Origin of the sequence: Enterovibrio baiacu, assembly GCF_004120195.1 — a bacterium.
Taxonomy (GTDB): domain Bacteria; phylum Pseudomonadota; class Gammaproteobacteria; order Enterobacterales; family Vibrionaceae; genus Enterovibrio; species Enterovibrio baiacui.
In genome coordinates, this window is the sequence record NZ_SCHN01000014.1 from 75,466 (window position 1) to 93,606 (window position 18,141).

Sequence of the window (18,141 nt, forward strand, 5' to 3'; positions counted from 1 at the left end):
ATAAAAAAAGCGGCGAATCAGCCGCTTTTTTCGTTGTTCATGGCGAAGTTTATTTTACAAACTCTTCGCCCATTGTGATGTCGCCACGTAGCGTTTCTAGCATGCTATCAAGCGCGTTTTGCTCAAATGCACTCAGTGGGCCGTGGTCAAGAATTTCTTCAACGCCATCTTTACCCAAACGTACAGGTTGTGCGAAGAAACGTGCGTACTTGCCGTCACCTTCAACATATGCACACTCAACCACGTCTTTCTCGCCTTGTGCAGCGCGAACCAATGCTAGACCGAAACGGCAAGCTGCTTGGCCCATAGAAAGCGTTGCAGAACCGCCACCCGCTTTTGCTTCCACTACTTCAGTACCCGCGTTTTGGATACGAGGTGTCAGAGCTGCCACTTCTTCTTCAGTGAACTCAACGCCTTCAACTTGTGAAAGCAAAGGAAGGATCGTCACACCAGAGTGACCACCGATAACCGGCACACTCACTTCTGTTGGGTTTTTACCTTTCAGTTCAGCAACAAACGTTTCTGAACGGATGATATCCAGCGTAGTGATACCGAATAGGCGCTTCTTATCGTAAACACCTTTCGCTTTAAGCACTTCTGCTGCAATCGCAACCGTGGTATTTACAGGGTTAGTGATGATACCAACCAGTGCTTTTGGACACACATCAGCAATTTTTTCGCTTAGAGAACGCACAATGCCAGCGTTCACGTTGAAAAGGTCAGAACGATCCATACCAGGTTTACGAGCAACACCTGCAGAAATCAAAACAACGTCTGCACCTTCAAGCGCTGGTGTTGGATCTTCACCGCTGAAACCTTTAATTGAAACGGGTGTAGGGATGTGGCTGAGGTCAACCGCAACACCTGGTGTTACAGGGGCAATGTCATACAGTGCCAGATCTGAACCCGCAGGCAGGTTGTTTTTCAGAAGCAGGGCTAACGCCTGACCAATGCCGCCAGCGGCGCCAATCACAGCAACTTTCATCTCGTTCTCCTTATTTACGATTTTTATATTTCAGACCTTTAGTGGCATTCCATTGCGATGCCGACAGCGGCACGATACTCACAGGAAATGACACGAAAAAATAATTCACAAGCATCATACGTGCCTATTGCCTCCAGCGACAAGCCTGCGACTGTGAGGATAAGCCCCGCTTCTCAATTTTCTTTTTTAAGGGCGAAAAGCGATAACCTTAGCCTGTTGAAAGGTGATTAGTGCGTCACTTTACTGCGGATTTTATTGCCCATGACTGAATCACTATGCAAAAATGCGCCATTCTGACACTGGGAAAGAAGAAAAATGCGTAATTCAGATAAACAAGACCTGTTAGTGAAAGCGTTTAAAGCGATCCTAAAAGAGGAAAAATTCAGCTCCCAGGGCGAAATTGTTGATGCGTTAAAAGCGCAAGGCTTTGAGAACATCAACCAATCGAAAGTGTCTCGCATGCTCACCAAGTTTGGTGCCGTCCGTACGCGCAATGCAAAAATGGAAATGGTTTACTGCCTGCCAGTAGAACTTGGCGTACCAACCACCAGCAGCCCACTCAAAGAATTGGTGATGGACATTGATTACAACGATGCACTTGTTGTGATTCATACGGGACCAGGTGCTGCACAATTGATCGCGCGCTTACTCGACTCATTGGGCAAAGCGGAAGGCATTTTGGGTGTTGTTGCGGGTGATGACACCATCTTCATCACACCAACGCGTGCCACCACAACGGCAGCATTGTTTGAAGCGGTCAGCGATCTGTTCGATTACTCCCGTTAACGTCCCCTGCTACATTTTAAACACAGCTATTAGGCAGAAGCGCATTTCCACACATTCTGCCTAATTCTTTATCCAAACATCCTCCTCTCCTCTCCTTTCCTGTCTCATTATTGAGCTTTTTATGCATTTATCTCCCCCTAACCCACAATTCAATGTGAAAGGCCATGACAAAATATTTCCCCAGTTTTAAATTTTGGATACAGGTTTGTTATCATTCCCATTAATGAAACTCAAATAGCACAAAATAAACTGAGTCTTAGCGGGAAACGTCGCATGCAGGTGTGACGGGGTAAACCACAACAAATTTGTGTGAAACAAGCTGATGGTAGGTACCGTGGATTAGGCGCTTACCTTTGCCTTGTGTCAGTAAATTTTACACTTTCATTTGCCGATAAGGGACAATGGCATGACGAAGACGACCGAGACACCGCTCGACGCACAGGACATCGTCGCGCAAGCGGACACTGGTGCCCGATCACCTTCAGGGATCCCAGGACGTATCCTGTGGTTCGTTCCATTGTGCTGGTCAATATTCCAGCTCTGGTACGCATCACCCTTTACTGTTGCGCTCAACGACACAGAAGCGCGTTCTATCCACCTTGCGTTTGCTATTTTTCTGGCATTTACCGCTTACCCCGCACTAAGAAGCTCACCACGTGATCGCATCCCACTGCAAGATTGGGTCTTTGCGCTCGCTGGCAGTTTTTCAGCCGCATACCTTTTCCTCTTCTATTCCGATCTCGCTACCCGCGCAGGCGCACCAACGTCTACTGACATTGTTGTTGCCGTCACGGGTATGGTGCTGCTCCTAGAAGCAACACGAAGAGCACTTGGTCCACCATTGATGGTGGTTGCTGCCGTCTTTTTGATTTACACCTTCGCTGGTCCACACATGCCAGATGTGATCGCGCACAAAGGTGCAAGCCTCAACAAGACCATGTCACACATGTGGCTCACCACCGAAGGTGTCTTTGGTGTTGCCCTCGGTGTATCAACCTCGTTTGTATTCCTCTTTGTATTGTTTGGTGCATTGCTTGATCGTGCTGGTGCGGGCGGTTACTTCATCAAAGTTGCGTTCTCCTTACTCGGACACATGCGCGGTGGCCCAGCAAAAGCAGCCGTTGTTGCTTCGGGTCTATCAGGCCTCATCTCAGGCTCTTCCATTGCGAACGTTGTAACGACAGGTACTTTCACCATTCCATTGATGAAGCGTGTGGGCTTCCCTGGCACCAAAGCAGGTGCCGTGGAAGTTGCAGCGTCAACGAACGGTCAGCTCACACCGCCTATCATGGGTGCAGCGGCGTTCTTGATGGTGGAATACGTCGGTATTCCTTACATTGAAGTGATCAAGGCCGCCATCTTGCCGGCAATTATTTCTTACATCGCACTGATTTATATCGTTCACCTTGAAGCATGTAAGGCTGGCATGACGGGCTTACCACGTCGCCATACTTCAACCTTCTTGCAAACCCTGCAGAACATCGTGGTTATCGTTATTGGTATCTGCGCATTGAGCTTCGCGGTTTATTACGGTATCGGTTGGACGAAAGACGTATTCGGCGCAGCTGCTAGCCCGATCGTTGCTATCGCCATTTTCATTGCCTACGTCGCGTTGGTTCGCTACTCCTCTCAATACAAAAAAGAAGCGGTTGAAGATCCTGCTGCTGCTGATTTGTCAGAAGTGCCGGATCCAGGCCCGACGGTTCGTTCAGGCCTTTACTACCTGCTACCGATTGTCGTGCTGGTATGGTGTTTGATGGTTGAACGCTTCTCGCCAGGTCTTTCTGCATTCTGGGCAACCTTGTTCATGATGTTCATCGTTGTTACGCAGCGCCCATTGATGGCTTTCTTCCGTAAAGAAGGGGAATTCACCGCCGCGTTAAAAGATGGTTTTGTCGACTTAGCGGAAGGGTTTGTCGCAGGTGCTCGCAACATGATCGGTATCGGTGTAGCCACCGCTGCTGCAGGTATCGTTGTTGGCGTTGTAACGCTAACGGGTATCGGCTTGGTCATGACCGACTTCGTTGAGTTCATCTCTGGCGGTAACATCATTCTGATGCTGCTGTTCACTGCCGTTATCAGTCTGATTCTGGGCATGGGTCTGCCAACCACAGCAAACTACATCGTTGTATCAACCTTGATGGCACCGGTTATCGTAACGCTAGGCGCACAAGAAGGCCTGATCATTCCATTGATTGCTGTCCACTTGTTTGTGTTCTACTTCGGTATCCTCGCGGATGACACGCCACCTGTTGGTTTGGCCGCATTCGCAGCCGCAGCGATCGCGAAATCTGATCCTATCAAGACGGGTATCCAAGGCTTCACCTACGATATTCGAACCGCGATCTTACCGTTCATGTTCATCTTCAACACGCAATTGTTGTTAATGGACATTGATGGACCATTGCACTTGTTCCTCACCATATTCTCTGCTGTCGTCGCCATGTTGGTCTTCTCTGCTGCCACACAAGGTTGGTGGCTGACCAAGAACAAATGGTACGAAACGGTGTTGATGCTGTTGATCACGTTCGCATTGTTCCGTCCTGGTTTCTTCTGGGATGAACTGTACGCGCCAACCAACGATTACGCGGGCACAGAAATCATCAAAGTGGCAGAAACATTGCCTGATGGTCAAACCCTCAACATTCAAGTGAAGGGTGAGAACATCGACGGCAACATCGTCACTAAACATGTTCACCTTCCCGTTGATACCGCACAAGCAGAAGGCTTGGCGCGTGTCTTGTCGACAGGCCTAGAATTGCGTGACGAAGACGGTGGCAAGTATATCGACATGATTCAATTCGGTAGCCCAGCAGAAAAAGCAGGCATCGATTTTGATTGGGAAGTGGTTCAAGTCAGCACCCCGGCTGAACGACCAATGAAAGAATGGGTATTTGTACCAACCTTGTTGCTACTGGCGGGCTTGGCATGGAACCAACGCCGTCGCCTAAAGCAAGCGGCATAACAACGGTCGGGGCCTCGCGCCCCGCCGGATTACTTTAACGAAGAGAGTGTAATCCATGTATAAACACATTCTGGTCCCGGTTGATTTGAATGATGAGCACTTCGGTGACAAAGCCGTTGAGCATGCCGTTTGGTTAGCAGGACAAACTGGGGCAACCTTGCATTTGCTTACCGCACTGCCAGGTATTCATAACTCCATGGTCGCGTCATACTTTCCTGAAGATGCTGCGCTCAAAATGAAGCAAGACGTTCAAGACAGCTTAAAAGCCTTTGCCAAACGAATGATCCCTGACGGCATCGCCTACGATTACTCTGTATCAGAGGGCAAGCCTTACAAGGTCATCGTCAAATCTGCAGAGCGTCTTGGCTGTGATTTGATTGTCATGCCAAGCCACAAGCGATCGCGTGCCAACAAGCTGCTTATCGGCTCTGTTGCGACCAAAGTGCTAGAGCAATCTAAAGTCAACGTATTGATTTTAAAACCTCAGCAAAACTGATGACTTTGGTATCACTAACATGAAAAAAGGGACGGTAGATACCGTCCCTTTTTATTTGGAAAGCGATCAATCACTCTCATGACCGTTGATCATATCCCCAACGCGGCACCAAGCCTTGCTCAACACCAAGATGATCCAAAATACGCGCAACCATGAAATCAACCAGATCGTCGATCGTTTGAGGTTGGTGATAGAACCCTGGCGCAGCCGGCATGATGGTCACACCCATGTTAGAAAGCTTGAGCATGTTCTCTAGATGCAGCGTCGAAAATGGCGTTTCACGCACCACCAACAACAATTGGCCTCGCTCTTTTAGCACCACATCCGCAGCGCGTTCAGCCAAGTTATCTGACATACCATGAGCAATCGCCGCGAGCGACCCTGCCGAACACGGGCACACCACCATTTGTTTTGGTGCAGCAGAGCCAGAAGCGACCGGAGAGAACCAATCTTCTTTACCACACACCACCAATTTATCTGTCGACACAGTAAGGTGCTTTGTGAGCATCTCTTTTGCGGCATCTGGGCCTGAGGGCAGCTTTAGGCCGTGTTCAGTTGCTAGCACCACACGCGCTGCAGAGGAAATCAGTAGATAGACTTCATAGTCTGCCGCCAATAAGCATTCCAACAAGCGAATGCCATAAGGCGCACCAGAAGCACCACTCCATGCGAGCGTAATACGTTTGTCGTTTTTCGCCGAATTAACCATGCGCCTCCAAGGTGTCACGGTGTGACGTTCTGTTTTCTAACGCCGCTTTCAGCTTGTCATGAATACCACCGAAACCGCCATTACTCATCACCAATACCACGTCGTCGCTATCCACGTTTGCCGCCATGTGCGCAACCAGCGCATCAATGTCATCAAAGCACTCGGACGGCGCTTTACACGTGTCAGCAACGTCTTTTACCGACCATTTGATATGATCCGGCTGGAACAATGTGACCGTGTCAGCACTGTCTAAAGAAGGTGCGATATCGTCTTTATGTACGCCAAGCTTCATGGTGTTGGATCTTGGTTCGAGGATCGCATGAATGCGTCGCTCACCCACTTTCGCACGCAAACCTTCCAGCGTGGTTTTGATCGCCGTGGGGTGATGGGCGAAATCGTCATACACGGTCACACCAGCGAAATCGCCTTTGTGCTCTAGGCGACGTTTTGTATTGATGAAGGTTCCCAATGACTCGCAAGCCAAATCAGGCGTAACACCCACATGGCGAGCCGCCGCGATGGTCATCAGTGCGTTGCTCACGTTGTGATCGCCAATCAAGTCCCACTTGACCGCACCAACCCGCTCGCCGTCAAACCACACATCAAATTCACTGCCATCGGCAACACGTTTTTCGGCTTTCCACAGGCCATCTTCACCTGCAAATTCAAGCTCGCTCCAACATCCCATGTCCAAGGTGTCTTTGACATTCACATCCTCAGCAGGGGCAATGATGCGACCGAGGCTTGGAACCGTGCGCACCAAATGGTGGAATTGACGTTTTATCGCGGCAAGATCATCAAAGATGTCAGCATGATCAAACTCTAGGTTATTCAAAACTAGGGTGCGTGGGTGGTAATGAACGAACTTCGACCGCTTATCAAAGAAGGCACTGTCATATTCATCCGCTTCCACCACGAAGAACATGCTTTCACCCAAGCGCGCTGACACACCGAAGTTACCCGGTACACCACCAATCAAAAAGCCCGGCTGATAACCGCAATCTTCCAGCACCCACGCCAACATGCTGGCAGTGGTGGTTTTGCCGTGCGTTCCCGCCACCGCAAGCACCCAGCGATCTTTAAGCAAAAATTCGAGTAACCACTGCGGGCCAGAAGTGTAATTCAGGTTCTTATCGAGGACATATTCGACGCATGGATTACCGCGGCTCATCGCATTGCCGACAACAACCAGATCCGGCGCAGGATCAAGCTGAGACGGATCGTAACCTTGGATGATCTCGATCCCTTGAGATTCAAGCAATGTGCTCATTGGAGGGTAAACATTGGCGTCACAGCCTGTGACTTTATGGCCCAATTGTCGGGCTAAGATGGCTGCACCACCCATGAAGGTGCCACAGATGCCTAAAATATGTATATGCATAACGTTTCGTCAGCCTTGAAAGTCACTTTATCTTGGTGTGCACCGCGCTGCGATCACAGTTCCAAGCTCGTTCAAATTACTTCGTTACTATTAAAAAGTTCTACACTTTAAACTCGGTAACAAGTTGATTTATTGTTCAGATGTTGCGCAATTCTTGGGGTTTTTCCATTTCGTCCCCGTCTTATGTCTACATTGAAAAGAATAAATCAACGGGAGAACACAGGTGCGATTTTTGTTTATCGCTTGCAACACGCACCTTCTTGTTTTCAATCATCTTACCCAAGAATCCGATTACAGACATCAAAAGGATCTGAAATGTCCGATATGCGAACACTTGGCGAGTTCATCGTTGAAAAGCAGCATGAATACCCAACAGCCAGTGGCGAATTGAGCTCGTTACTGTCCTCCATCCGTTTAGCCGCAAAAATCGTTCACCGTGAAATCAACAAAGCAGGCTTGGTTGATATTACCGGTGCGTTCGGCGGTGAAAATGTGCAAGGCGAACAACAACAAAAACTCGACGTCTATGCCAATGAAAAATTCAAAGCCGCCATGGCAGCTCGAGATCAAGTCTGTGGCGTCGGCAGTGAAGAAGAAGACGATGTTGTCATCTTTGACGAAGCCCATGGCCTTAATGCCAAGTACGTCATTTTGATGGATCCTCTCGATGGTTCATCAAACATTGATGTGAACGTGTCTGTTGGTACGATTTTCTCCATCTACCGCCGTATATCTCCTCTCGGCCAACCCGCCAATCTTGATGACTTCCTTCAACCTGGCAATAAGCAAGTGGCTGCGGGCTATATCATTTATGGTTCTTCCACCATGTTGGTTTATACAACCGGCAATGGCGTTCACGGCTTCACTTACGATCCGTCTATCGGGGTGTTCTGTTTGTCGCATGAAAACATGCGCATTCCAGAAGAAGGCACGATCTACTCGATCAATGAAGGTAACTACATCAAGTTCCCACAAGGTGTGAAAAAGTACCTGAAGTTCTGCCAAGAGAACGAACCAGAAGATAACCGCCCATACACATCGCGCTACATCGGTTCTTTGGTCTCGGATTTCCACCGAAATATGTTGAAGGGCGGCATCTACCTCTACCCAAGCACAGCAGCCTATCCGAGTGGCAAGCTTCGCTTACTGTATGAGTGCAATCCGATGTCCTTCATCATGGAGCAAGCCGGAGGCAAAGCCTCTGACGGCAAACAGCGCATCCTGGATATCAAACCGACCGAACTCCATCAGCGCGTGCCTTACTTCGTCGGTTCAACGCACATGGTAGACAAAGTCGAAGCGTTTTTAAGGGACAACCCTGACCAAGAATAAGACACAAAAAAGCCCGCAGCCGCGGGCTTTTACTTATCAACCAAACTGGCGATAACGCGCGAATGAGTCGCTACTTAATGCTGAACTGATACAACAAATCCACAGCATTATCCGCACCCGAAACCGCTTCTAAATACAGATCTTTCAGCAAACGATAGCGCACCGTAAACTCCGGCAAACTCGTGAAGATCCCCACACCATATTTCACCTGTAAGCCCGGTAAAATGTAGCCAGAGACTTCAACCTTTTCGTCATTGCCGCTGCCTGATGTGTCCACCGACAAATCTTGCACCCCGAAGGCCTCGCCAAGCTGCCCGACCAACTTACCGCTTTGCGATAAACCGAGGCCAATCAACATGGAGGTCATGCCATTGCCATCCGATTCGCTATCGAGGTTTCGACCACGTACCAGATAAGACAAGGCATTCGCCTGCGGCATTGCTGGATCAGAAAATACCGTTACCTCTGGCGCATCAGCCGGGCCTGTCACACGAATACCCGCCTCGACATTGTCTTCAATCGCGTTTGGATTTCGGATCGCTTCAATCTGCAAGTAAGGCTGTTCAGGCGGACCATTAAACAAGATCTGCCCTTTTTTGATGGTCAAGTCCTGCCCAAAGGAGCGGTATGTTCCCTCTTCTAAGTTGATATCGCCTGATACCGACGGCCCTTTGCGATTACTCGCCACGTTCAAATCGCCCACCAGCAAGGTCTTCAAACCAAAGGCTTCTAAGCGCACATCGTCACCAATATTGACGTTGATCGCTGCGTTGATCGTGATCGGGGATACTTCTTCCTTGCTAATGGGTTGAAGCTCATCATTAAGAAGCACCACATCGCTTGAAACTTGCACCGCGGATTCCGGCAAGGTTTCAACGATAATGCGTCCCCAAGGCACAGAGACCTTGCCCGTCACATCAATTTGCTTCGGATTCGCTTTCAACGTCATGTCAGGGCTGACTTCCAGCGCCACCATCGGCGGTACCACCACTTTCAGTCGTTCACCCGTCACATTCAATGAGGCAAGCCACGCATCCAGTTTGGTCCAATCGGCAGTACCAGACAGTTTCAAATCACCATCCGGGGTTTTAATGCCACCGTCTAGCTGGCCTTTATAGCCTTTTAAGTCGATGCCAATTTGGCCCTGCGTAATTTCAACAGGTGCCGCCAAGCTTTGTAGCTTCAACCCTGTGAGATCAATATTACCGGTGGCGCTGGGCGCATCAAGCGCACCATTGAGCACAACATTACCGTTGAGTTCCCCCTTCAAAGTAGAATCTTCACCCAACGCGGCAGAAAGGAAATCTAGGTTCACGCCCTTAAGCAAAAACGCACTTTTCAAGGCGCGATTCTCACTCGACAGCTTGGTCATTTCAGCATTCAGTGTCACCGAGCCGTTGTCGGTTAAATCCAGATCAAAATCGGCATTCAATTTTTCGTTCGCCAATACGGCATTCAGATCCAGCTTGTCCCAACCGAAGGTGAGAGGCAGATCCATTTGCTCGACGACCTGCCCTTTCGACAGAGACACAGACGCATTCACTGTCGGCAAGGCATTCGGTGTCCAACCCACATCAGCCTTCGCATCAAGCTCACCTTGGATCATGGTGGTCACTGGCAAATAGCTCTGCAAAATGTCCAAGTTGAAATCGACGATAGACACACTTGCCTCACCGCTATCTGCAACCTTGGCTGGCTTGTCTAAGCAAATGCGGCTTTGGTGCTGCGTCCAACAAAACGCGCCGACATCGACTGACGATGTTTTAAAGTCCACCGCCAATGGCACATCGTTTTCCAATGTCCAAGGGCCAACAGGTGTGGTTAATTTGGATGCGTATAGCTTACCTTTCCAGCCAGTTTCACGATCTAGCTGGCCGCGCAGCGCCAATTCTGCGCCCACGGGTTTGCCGTCAACATTAAGCGACACCGTTTGATCGCTTTCATCGCCAGAAGCACGGAGCGACAGCGTCGAAACATCCACGCCCTCGGCTTTTACGCCTGCAACATCAACCACAAGACCACCACTCACCGTGGGCAACGGAGACACAGAGCCTCGAATGTTGACGCTCTGTACCGACACTAGCTGTTCCCAGGCCAACGTAGAGGCATTGAGGTTCACAGACGCGGTTGGCGCATCCAAGGTGCCAGATAACGCGACGTCTCCTTTCACACTGCCTTTGGCCTGCGGCACAGACGCGGAAAGGGACGGTAAATCCAACAAGACATCGAGATTGAGTGCTTTGTCTATTTTCCCTGAGACATCAACGCGGTTCGGCCCATGACGCAATGACAACCCTTGCGTTTCCACCAAGATATCGCCTTTGCCTTTCACATCGGACGCATCGACTTGCCCAACCAAGGTGAGTGCTTGTTCACGGATAGTGCCCTGAATATCAAGCTCAGGGACTTCAACTTGCCAGCCGCCTTGCGACGTTAAACGCCCTTTATTGGTGAATGTGCCCGACAGTTGCCCTTCCGCTTCAGGCCATTTCAGCCCCGGTTGAATGTCATTGAAACTTAGCGCTGTCTGCCAACTCACCAACTTCGCCCAATTCGCGCTTGCAGAACCTGCAATGTTGCCGCCCAAGGTATCGAGCTTGAAGTTGTTCAACGCTACCTTCGATAAACTGCCCGCCAGATTCGTGCTGAGCGTCATATCAGGAATGGCATCCCCCGTGGCACTGGTTTTTAATGTGGCACGATAATCTGCCAAGCTGCCGCTGGCGCGTAATGCGGTTGATGACAAACGGTATTCCGCTGGCTTATCAATGGGCCATTGCAGGTTTCGGCTTGTCAGCAGCAAAGAGAAGGGAATGTCTGGATCGATCACATTCAGCTTGCCTGACAAGGTAGCCGCCAGCACGCCTTTCAACGTCGCATCCAGCTCTAACGCCTTAAGGTCACCTTTCGCATCCAGTTTCAGCGAATGGCCACCAAGCGGTGCCATGCGCACCTTCGCCAGCGCATCGAGCGTCAGTGGGTACTCACCTTTCAGTGAGACATCACCATTGAGCGACACTTTCCCTTGTTCGGCATCCAAGACCAATTGCTTGATCGCTATATCATTTCCACCTGCAGTACCTTCGAGCAGGAATTGATGAATCGTCTGTTTTTCAGGTAAGCGTAAATCGGCATCTTTCAGCTCGAAGCGCTCAATGACGACATTCAGCGGAATGTTCACTTCTGGCAAGGTAAGTGCTTGCTTCTTCCCTTTGGCTTGTGTCGCAGGTGTTGCGGTGTTATCGGACGCGTCATTGCTCGCAGGCGGCAGCGTGACAGAGATGCCCTGCCACGTTGTTGGCTTTAATGTCAGCGTGCTGCGCTGCATTTGCGCAGCCGTGGTCAAGGAATCCCAATGCACTTTTGTGCCGAGAATGTCCAAGGTGATATCACTCAGTGCAACGCCGCTTAAAAAGAGCGGAACAGGCGTCGATACATTGGTGACGGGCTCAGAAGGTGTGTCATCTTCTGGCGAGGGCTCTGTCTCTCCCACCGTCACGACTAGGCCATCAGCGGTTAACCCATCAATACACAAAACAGGTGTCAGTAAGCACTTCGCATTGATGTCCAAATACAAGGATTTGCTGGTCAGTGAAAACGCGGGAGATTGGTAAGACACCCCTTTCAAAGTGAAACCATTCAGTACCGCGCCTTCCTGATCCTCAATGCTCAATTCGGGCAACGCTTCCTGCGCCCCCCACACCGCAAATTTCACGCCACCTGGGGTAATGAGAAACGCCCCCACGGCGACGAATACAAACACGATCAAAAAGAAAATGGCGACGAGTAGTCGCTTAATCCAGCGCATCATAGTTCTGGCCCCAAACTGAAGTGGAGCTGAAATTCATCGCTTTCATTTTCAAAGCCGTGTGCGATATCAAAGCGTACTGGGCCAACCGGCGATTCCCAACGCACGCCAATGCCGGCCGAGGTTTTCCATGACGGGCTGCTTGTCGTCCATGCATCACCGGCGTCCACAAACAACGCCCCCCACCAGTTACCAGAAACTCGGTAGTTGTACTCCAAACTGCCCGTCGCCATGTAGCTACCACCGAGGAGGTTGCCTTTATCGTCTCGTGGAGAAATCGATTCATAGCTATAACCACGGATGCTGTTGTCACCACCCGCAAAGAAACGCAGCGACGGTGGCACACGCTCAAATTCATCCGTGAACACGCCGCCGCCGTTAACACGAAGAATGCCGCGGTTGTTTTCATTCAAGCTACGAATCCACGCTGTTTGGCCTACCACGCGATAGAGATTGATATCTGCCCCCCAAAGCGGGTCAGCCATTTCAAAGGTAATGGATTGCTTATCTCCCCAATAAGGCATCGCGCCACCCCGGCTTCGCACTCGAGAGAAATTGATCCCCGGTAAGATAAGGTTTGAGATATCAGAATCCGATCCTTGGGTGTAATCCGAATAGAGCCAACGCAAGAACACAGAGCGCTGCCAGCCGGTATCAAATTTCCAATGGCGTGACACAGAAGAGGTCAGCTCCAAACTTTTGGTGTCGTTGTTGTCGAGGTTCTCAACACCGACTTGCACTTGATAGTACTCACGCTGAACGTCTTCAAGTGGGATCTTGTAGGTTGATTCAAGCGTCTGCTTGGGAGAGGAAACGTAAAGGTCGGTATTCAAGCTGTGCCCACGGCTGTTAAACCACGGCTTTTTCCAACCAATTTTTACGCGCGGCCCGGTGTCCGTTGAGTAACCCACACCCGTTTCAAATTGATTTCGTGGTGCTGGCTCGAGGGACACGGAAATCGGCACACGATCGTCGCGCATGTCATCAAGCCCCGCTTCCACCAACACCGAAGAAAACCATCCCGTGTTCGACAAGGCTTGGTTATACGCACCGAGATCGGTCACTAAATACGGATCGCCTTCTTTAAAGGTCAGCATACTCTCAAGACGCTCTTCGTTGATTTGGCTATCGTGAAATACGATCTGACCAAAGTGATAACGAATACCGCTTTTGTAGTGCAATCGGAAATACGCTTTTTGAAGACCAGGCGCGATTTCTAGTCGAGAGAGCGTGTACTCACCGTCAAAATAACCGCGTCGTATACCCAAACTTTGGATGGATGATTTGAGTGAGTCGTATTGCCCTTGGTTTAAGACATCACCTACTTTAGGGGCAGCGTCAATCAAGGCCTTGAAAGCAGGGTCATTTTCCGCTTCGCCTTCAAGTTTTATATCCATGTCTGCAATTAAAATCGGTGGACCCGGGTCTATATTGAGCACCACAGTGGCATCTTCACTGGACGCTTTATCCTCAACAGTAAATGTCACTGTCGGATCATAGTACCCAAGGGCTTGAAGTGCTCTGCTCACTTCATCTGTTACACGAGATTGAAAACGGAAATTTAAACGTCGTTCATTCTCAGGAATCGCATCGAGATAAACCCTGACATTTTCTTCTAAAGGCTTCTTAAGCCCGTCGATATCGAAGTCAATGTCCGCAAAGGCCAACCCAGGCATCAACATCATTCCACTAACAAGCCAAGGTATTAATCGTTTATCAATCATTAACCGTACGTCTTTCTCTCACCTTGAGAGTCACAATGAAAACCAAATACTCAACAGTATGACCGCTTAACGGTGGGGCTGTTCTGTTGCAAAAGTGCATCAAAGCACGATAAAAAAGCTCAACCCTACCTAAAATCCGTTTAGCGCTAAGAGTTCGCCTCTTAGAATGGCTGAGAGTATACAGGGTCGAGAGAAACCAGACGACAAGGAGTCGAAGTATGATAACAAGTAAACAACATACTATAACCGCTCAAGAGGCGCTTCCAGATAGAATGGAACAAATCATTCCGACTGAGCCTCATGCCGTCAATGGATCGGTGCTGCGCGCCGACGCTCCAGAGAATCAGGAACAAATTCTTGTGGGAATGGGCTGTTTCTGGGGCGCTGAACGCCTATTTTGGCAACTCGATGGCGTGACCTCAACGTCGGTCGGCTACAGTGGCGGCTTCACTGTAAATCCAAGTTACCGCGATGTGTGTACAGCGCAGACAGGTCATACAGAAGTCGTGCAAGTGGTATACGATCCGGCGAAAATTCAGCTAGAAACCATACTGACTACTTTTTGGCAGAGCCATGATCCCACGCAAGGGATGCGCCAAGGAAATGACGTAGGTACGCAGTATCGTTCTGCGATTTATTACTATAATGACGCGCAAAAAGACGCAGCATTAGCAAGCAAAGCGGCTTACCAAGCCGCGCTGGTTGAAGCGGGTAAATCGTCAGAGATCACCACTGAAATCGCCGAAGCAGGCCCTTACTACTTCGCAGAGACCTACCATCAGCAATACCTAGAGAAGAACCCTCGCGGTTACTGCGGCATAGGTGGCACAGGGGTTTGTCTTCCTCCTTGGGAACGGGACAAATAGAACGTCAAACCCGATGAAAAACCCAAGCCTATGATGCATTAATGTTTTGCGCATGGATCAAAAACGCCCAGCAATGCTGGGCGTTTTCTTTTAAATAGGGTTATCGATATGCGCGTTACACTACGCGGCTATCGCCATGGCGCGAATTTCGCTGTTCACTTCATTCATGACAGCTAACGCCCGTTTATCGCGGTTCGACGGCGGCAACAACTTTCCGCAATCAAACTCAAAAGCGCCGACGCCTTCGATATACACGCGACCGCGGAAGAAGCCTTTCACGTAACGCGCAACCTGACGGGGACGGTATTGATGAAAAATTCGTAACATTGATGAACTCCTCCATGTCTTAAGATAAAAGACCTGCATCACACGCCATAGGTTTCATTTATGGCAGACATTTGTTTGATGCAATCTAAATGCCAACTACTGGGGCTCACTTCATATTGTGTTGGTACTGAGTATTTGGACACCGTGCCGAAATATCGTTCCCACATTTTTCTATAACAGCCCTCAAAGCGTAGTCAAAAAATAACACGTGGTAAATATACGACACGAAGTCTCAAATAAGATTCAACAAGCGGTAAATCGAATGTCGTTTTTGAGTGGTTGGGTCTGTTATTGATACGGTCAGGCTTTCGGTTTCGGCTATATTCTTACAACACACTAATAAATGGGGAATAAACCTCTATGCGTCAACTTAAAATGCTTGCCTTAGCAACCGCTCTCATCTCTCCTTTTGCTCAGGCACACAACATCAATAACGGCCAAGCACTGCCATCAGTGTCGGTTGAAAAATACGGTGAACTCACCCTTAGCGGCGATGATGTCGGCTTCAAAACGTGGAGCAGCGCAGAACTCACCGGTAAAGTTCGCATCATTCAAGCCATCGCAGGCCGCAGCAGCTCAAAAGAGATGAATGCACCGCTTGTGGAGGCAATTAAAGCGGCAGATTTCTCTAACGACACTTACCAAACCACCACCATCATCAACCAAGATGATGCGATTTGGGGCACTGGCGGCTTTGTTAAATCGTCAGCGGAAGACAGCAAACGCGAATTTAGCTGGTCATCCATTGTGCTAGATGAAAGCGGTGCGGTTGCAGGTGCATGGAACCTGAAAGAGGAAAACTCAGCCATCGTTGTCGTTGACCAAGAGGGCGTTGTTCGCTTTGTTAAAGAAGGCGCGCTCAGCGAGATGGAAGTCAAGCAAGTGATTGATCTGGTGAATAAACTTATTCAGTGATCTTTCTCACTCCTCAAAACAAAAACCCGCCAATTGGCGGGTTTTTTAATGTTTTGTCTCGATCAGCCGATAAACTGAGAAAGGTAGAGCAAGGTGGCGACATAGAAGACGACAAGCAAGATATTCACTGTGTTTACTTTGAATTTCTTCATCACTGTGTGCCTCCCTGTCAAAATTAACCGATGCCAAATGTTAACAAATTTAATTTAATTTTAACATAGCAGATTAAAGACAACCTTTTCTAAATCGTCGCGAAAACATTACCTTAACGTTGTGAAATGGATGAGAGCATGGCTGAACAGCGCAAACCCGTACTGATTGACGTCAATGAAAAAGCGGCTTCTGACACCAAAAAAGAAGCTGAAAATGGCCATCACCGCCAAGAAAACCACATCAAATCGAGTCAACATCGGCTTGAGGCAATTGCAGGTTTTCACCATATTGATGCAATGTTGCACGAGGTTGAACATGACAGCCTAACAACACGCGCGGCATATCGGCAGTTACAACTGAAGCAGCAACAACAAGCTAACCTCGAAAAGATCATCAAGTTAACCCATGATCTTTGCCGCGACGAAGCGTCAAACTCACCCGATCCTGATTGGCTATACCGATTCTTTGAAATGGCCAAAACCATCTATGGCGAAGCCATGCAGAACTTGTGGGCACGCATTTTAAAACAGGAAATCATCAAGCCGGGTAGCACCTCGTTAAAAGCACTGTCGTTGCTCGAGACGATGACACAACGCGAAGCACAGGCACTACAACGCGCTTGTACCCTCGCCTGCACATTCGGCAGCGATGGTGCAAACAAGCTCATCACAGGCTTTAGGCAGCCCGAGCAAGGGATGAAACGTTGGTTTAAGCCTGACTTGGCTGAACGCCTCGCGCTCGGCAATTACAAACTGCCGTTTACGGATCTGATGCTGTTGATGGATCTGGGGCTGATTTTAAGAACGGAATTAGAGTCTGGTGCGATGGATCCATCGGCCGATCTGGCGTTATCCGGTCAGGGAAAAACCTTCATGTTGACGCCGTTTAGGAAGGGGACGCGAATTTATTACTACCGTTTCAGCCCAACGGGCAATGAGTTGGCGAAATTGGTGGGTCAAAAGACCCACCCTGAATACCTTGATGCCCTAATGGCACTGCTTTCACACGCATTCGACGTTAACAGCGACGTAGGATCGACCGTTAACACCAAGGCGTGATCAGCCGATCACGCCCGCGTTGCGTAATTGCTCAACACACTGATCAACCAGCGCATCAACGCTGTGCTGGTCGGTGTGTAGGTGGATCTCTGGTTGTTCTGGCGCTTCATACGCAGAGCTAATCCCAGTAAACGCCTTAATCTCTCCTGCGCGGGCTTTCTTATACAGCCCTTTCGGATCGCGAGATTCACACACCTCAAGCGGCGTATCCACATACACTTCGAAGAACTCACCGTCAGGCAAAAGCTCACGCACCAATTGGCGCTCTTCACGAAATGGAGAGATGAAAGCCGACAGAACAATCAATCCTGCATCGCTCATCAGCTTTGCCACTTCGCCTACACGACGAATGTTTTCGCGGCGGTCTTGGTCAGAAAAACCCAGATCGCGACAAAGGCCGTGGCGAACATTGTCACCATCAAGCAAATAAGTGTGATGACCAAGCGCTGCCAGTTTGTTCTCTAGCGCGCCCGCCACGGTTGACTTGCCTGAACCTGACAACCCCGTGAACCACAACAACGCTGGCTTTTGCTTTTTTTGTTCAGAACGGAACTGCTTATCAACGGCATGTTTGTGCCAAACCACGTTCTCATCCGGATGCGGCGTATCCGCTGCACTCATAACTCAATCCTTGTA

14 protein-coding genes are annotated in these 18,141 nt (G+C 49.4%); 7 read left to right on the top strand and 7 right to left on the bottom strand.

Annotated elements, in window-relative coordinates; translation table 11 throughout:
• Positions 1–49 precede the first annotated feature (49 nt).
• On the bottom strand, positions 50–985 hold the full coding sequence (mdh, locus tag EQP46_RS15985) for a malate dehydrogenase (protein WP_129494598.1): 936 nt from the start codon (positions 983–985) through the stop codon (positions 50–52).
• Positions 986–1,300: 315 nt separating this feature from the next.
• On the opposite strand from mdh, the gene argR reads away from it, so the two are divergent.
• The 3 genes from argR (at position 1,301) to EQP46_RS16000 (ending at position 5,232) form a co-directional block, all read left to right on the top strand.
• Positions 1,301–1,771, top strand: coding sequence for a transcriptional regulator ArgR (gene argR / locus EQP46_RS15990; protein ID WP_129494599.1), 471 nt, complete (start codon positions 1,301–1,303; stop codon positions 1,769–1,771).
• Between the two features lie 406 nt (positions 1,772–2,177).
• Complete coding sequence (locus EQP46_RS15995) at positions 2,178–4,736, top strand: TRAP transporter permease (RefSeq protein ID WP_129494600.1); 2,559 nt, start codon at positions 2,178–2,180, stop codon at positions 4,734–4,736.
• 55 nt (positions 4,737–4,791) lie between these two features.
• A complete protein-coding gene (locus EQP46_RS16000) occupies positions 4,792–5,232 on the top strand; it encodes a universal stress protein (protein WP_129494601.1) in 441 nt (146 codons plus the stop codon).
• A 76-nt stretch (positions 5,233–5,308) separates the two neighbouring features.
• Here the strand turns inward: EQP46_RS16000 and EQP46_RS16005 are convergent, their stop codons facing one another.
• Together EQP46_RS16005 and mpl are read right to left on the bottom strand one after the other, a co-directional pair.
• The gene (locus EQP46_RS16005) at positions 5,309–5,941 is read right to left on the bottom strand and encodes a flavin prenyltransferase UbiX (protein ID WP_129494602.1); all 633 of its coding nucleotides are present in this window, start codon (positions 5,939–5,941) and stop codon (positions 5,309–5,311) included.
• Complete coding sequence (gene mpl, locus EQP46_RS16010) at positions 5,934–7,322, bottom strand: UDP-N-acetylmuramate:L-alanyl-gamma-D-glutamyl-meso-diaminopimelate ligase (protein ID WP_129494603.1); 1,389 nt, start codon at positions 7,320–7,322, stop codon at positions 5,934–5,936. Before mpl ends, EQP46_RS16005 begins: the two co-directional genes overlap by 8 nt.
• A 315-nt stretch (positions 7,323–7,637) precedes the next feature.
• On the opposite strand from mpl, the gene fbp reads away from it, so the two are divergent.
• On the top strand, positions 7,638–8,654 hold the full coding sequence (gene fbp, locus EQP46_RS16015) for a class 1 fructose-bisphosphatase (protein WP_129494604.1): 1,017 nt from the start codon (positions 7,638–7,640) through the stop codon (positions 8,652–8,654).
• 70 nt (positions 8,655–8,724) lie between these two features.
• Here fbp and tamB read toward each other — a convergent pair whose 3' ends face one another.
• Together tamB and tamA are read right to left on the bottom strand one after the other, a co-directional pair.
• On the bottom strand, positions 8,725–12,465 hold the full coding sequence (gene tamB, locus EQP46_RS16020; protein WP_129494605.1) for an autotransporter assembly complex protein TamB: 3,741 nt from the start codon (positions 12,463–12,465) through the stop codon (positions 8,725–8,727).
• Positions 12,462–14,183, bottom strand: a complete 1,722-nt coding sequence (gene tamA, locus EQP46_RS16025; protein ID WP_420841380.1) for an autotransporter assembly complex protein TamA — start codon at positions 14,181–14,183, stop codon at positions 12,462–12,464. The genes tamB and tamA overlap by 4 nt, the downstream gene beginning before the upstream one ends.
• Before the next feature lie 224 nt (positions 14,184–14,407).
• On the opposite strand from tamA, the gene msrA reads away from it, so the two are divergent.
• Positions 14,408–15,052, top strand: a complete 645-nt coding sequence (msrA, locus tag EQP46_RS16030; RefSeq protein ID WP_420841381.1) for a peptide-methionine (S)-S-oxide reductase MsrA — start codon at positions 14,408–14,410, stop codon at positions 15,050–15,052.
• A gap of 120 nt (positions 15,053–15,172) precedes the next feature.
• Here the strand turns inward: msrA and EQP46_RS16035 are convergent, their stop codons facing one another.
• Positions 15,173–15,379, bottom strand: a complete 207-nt coding sequence (locus EQP46_RS16035; RefSeq protein ID WP_129494608.1) for a DUF1107 domain-containing protein — start codon at positions 15,377–15,379, stop codon at positions 15,173–15,175.
• A 360-nt stretch (positions 15,380–15,739) separates the two neighbouring features.
• Here EQP46_RS16035 and EQP46_RS16040 point away from each other — a divergent pair, with 360 nt between their 5' ends.
• The gene (locus EQP46_RS16040) at positions 15,740–16,294 is read left to right on the top strand and encodes a YtfJ family protein (RefSeq protein ID WP_129494609.1); all 555 of its coding nucleotides are present in this window, start codon (positions 15,740–15,742) and stop codon (positions 16,292–16,294) included.
• A gap of 290 nt (positions 16,295–16,584) precedes the next feature.
• A complete protein-coding gene (locus tag EQP46_RS16045; RefSeq protein ID WP_129494610.1) occupies positions 16,585–17,505 on the top strand; it encodes a TIGR03899 family protein in 921 nt (306 codons plus the stop codon).
• On the opposite strand, the gene cysC is transcribed toward EQP46_RS16045, so the two are convergent.
• Entirely contained in the window at positions 17,506–18,126 is a 621-nt protein-coding gene (gene cysC / locus EQP46_RS16050; protein ID WP_129494611.1) for an adenylyl-sulfate kinase, read from the bottom strand.
• Positions 18,127–18,141 lie beyond the last annotated feature (15 nt).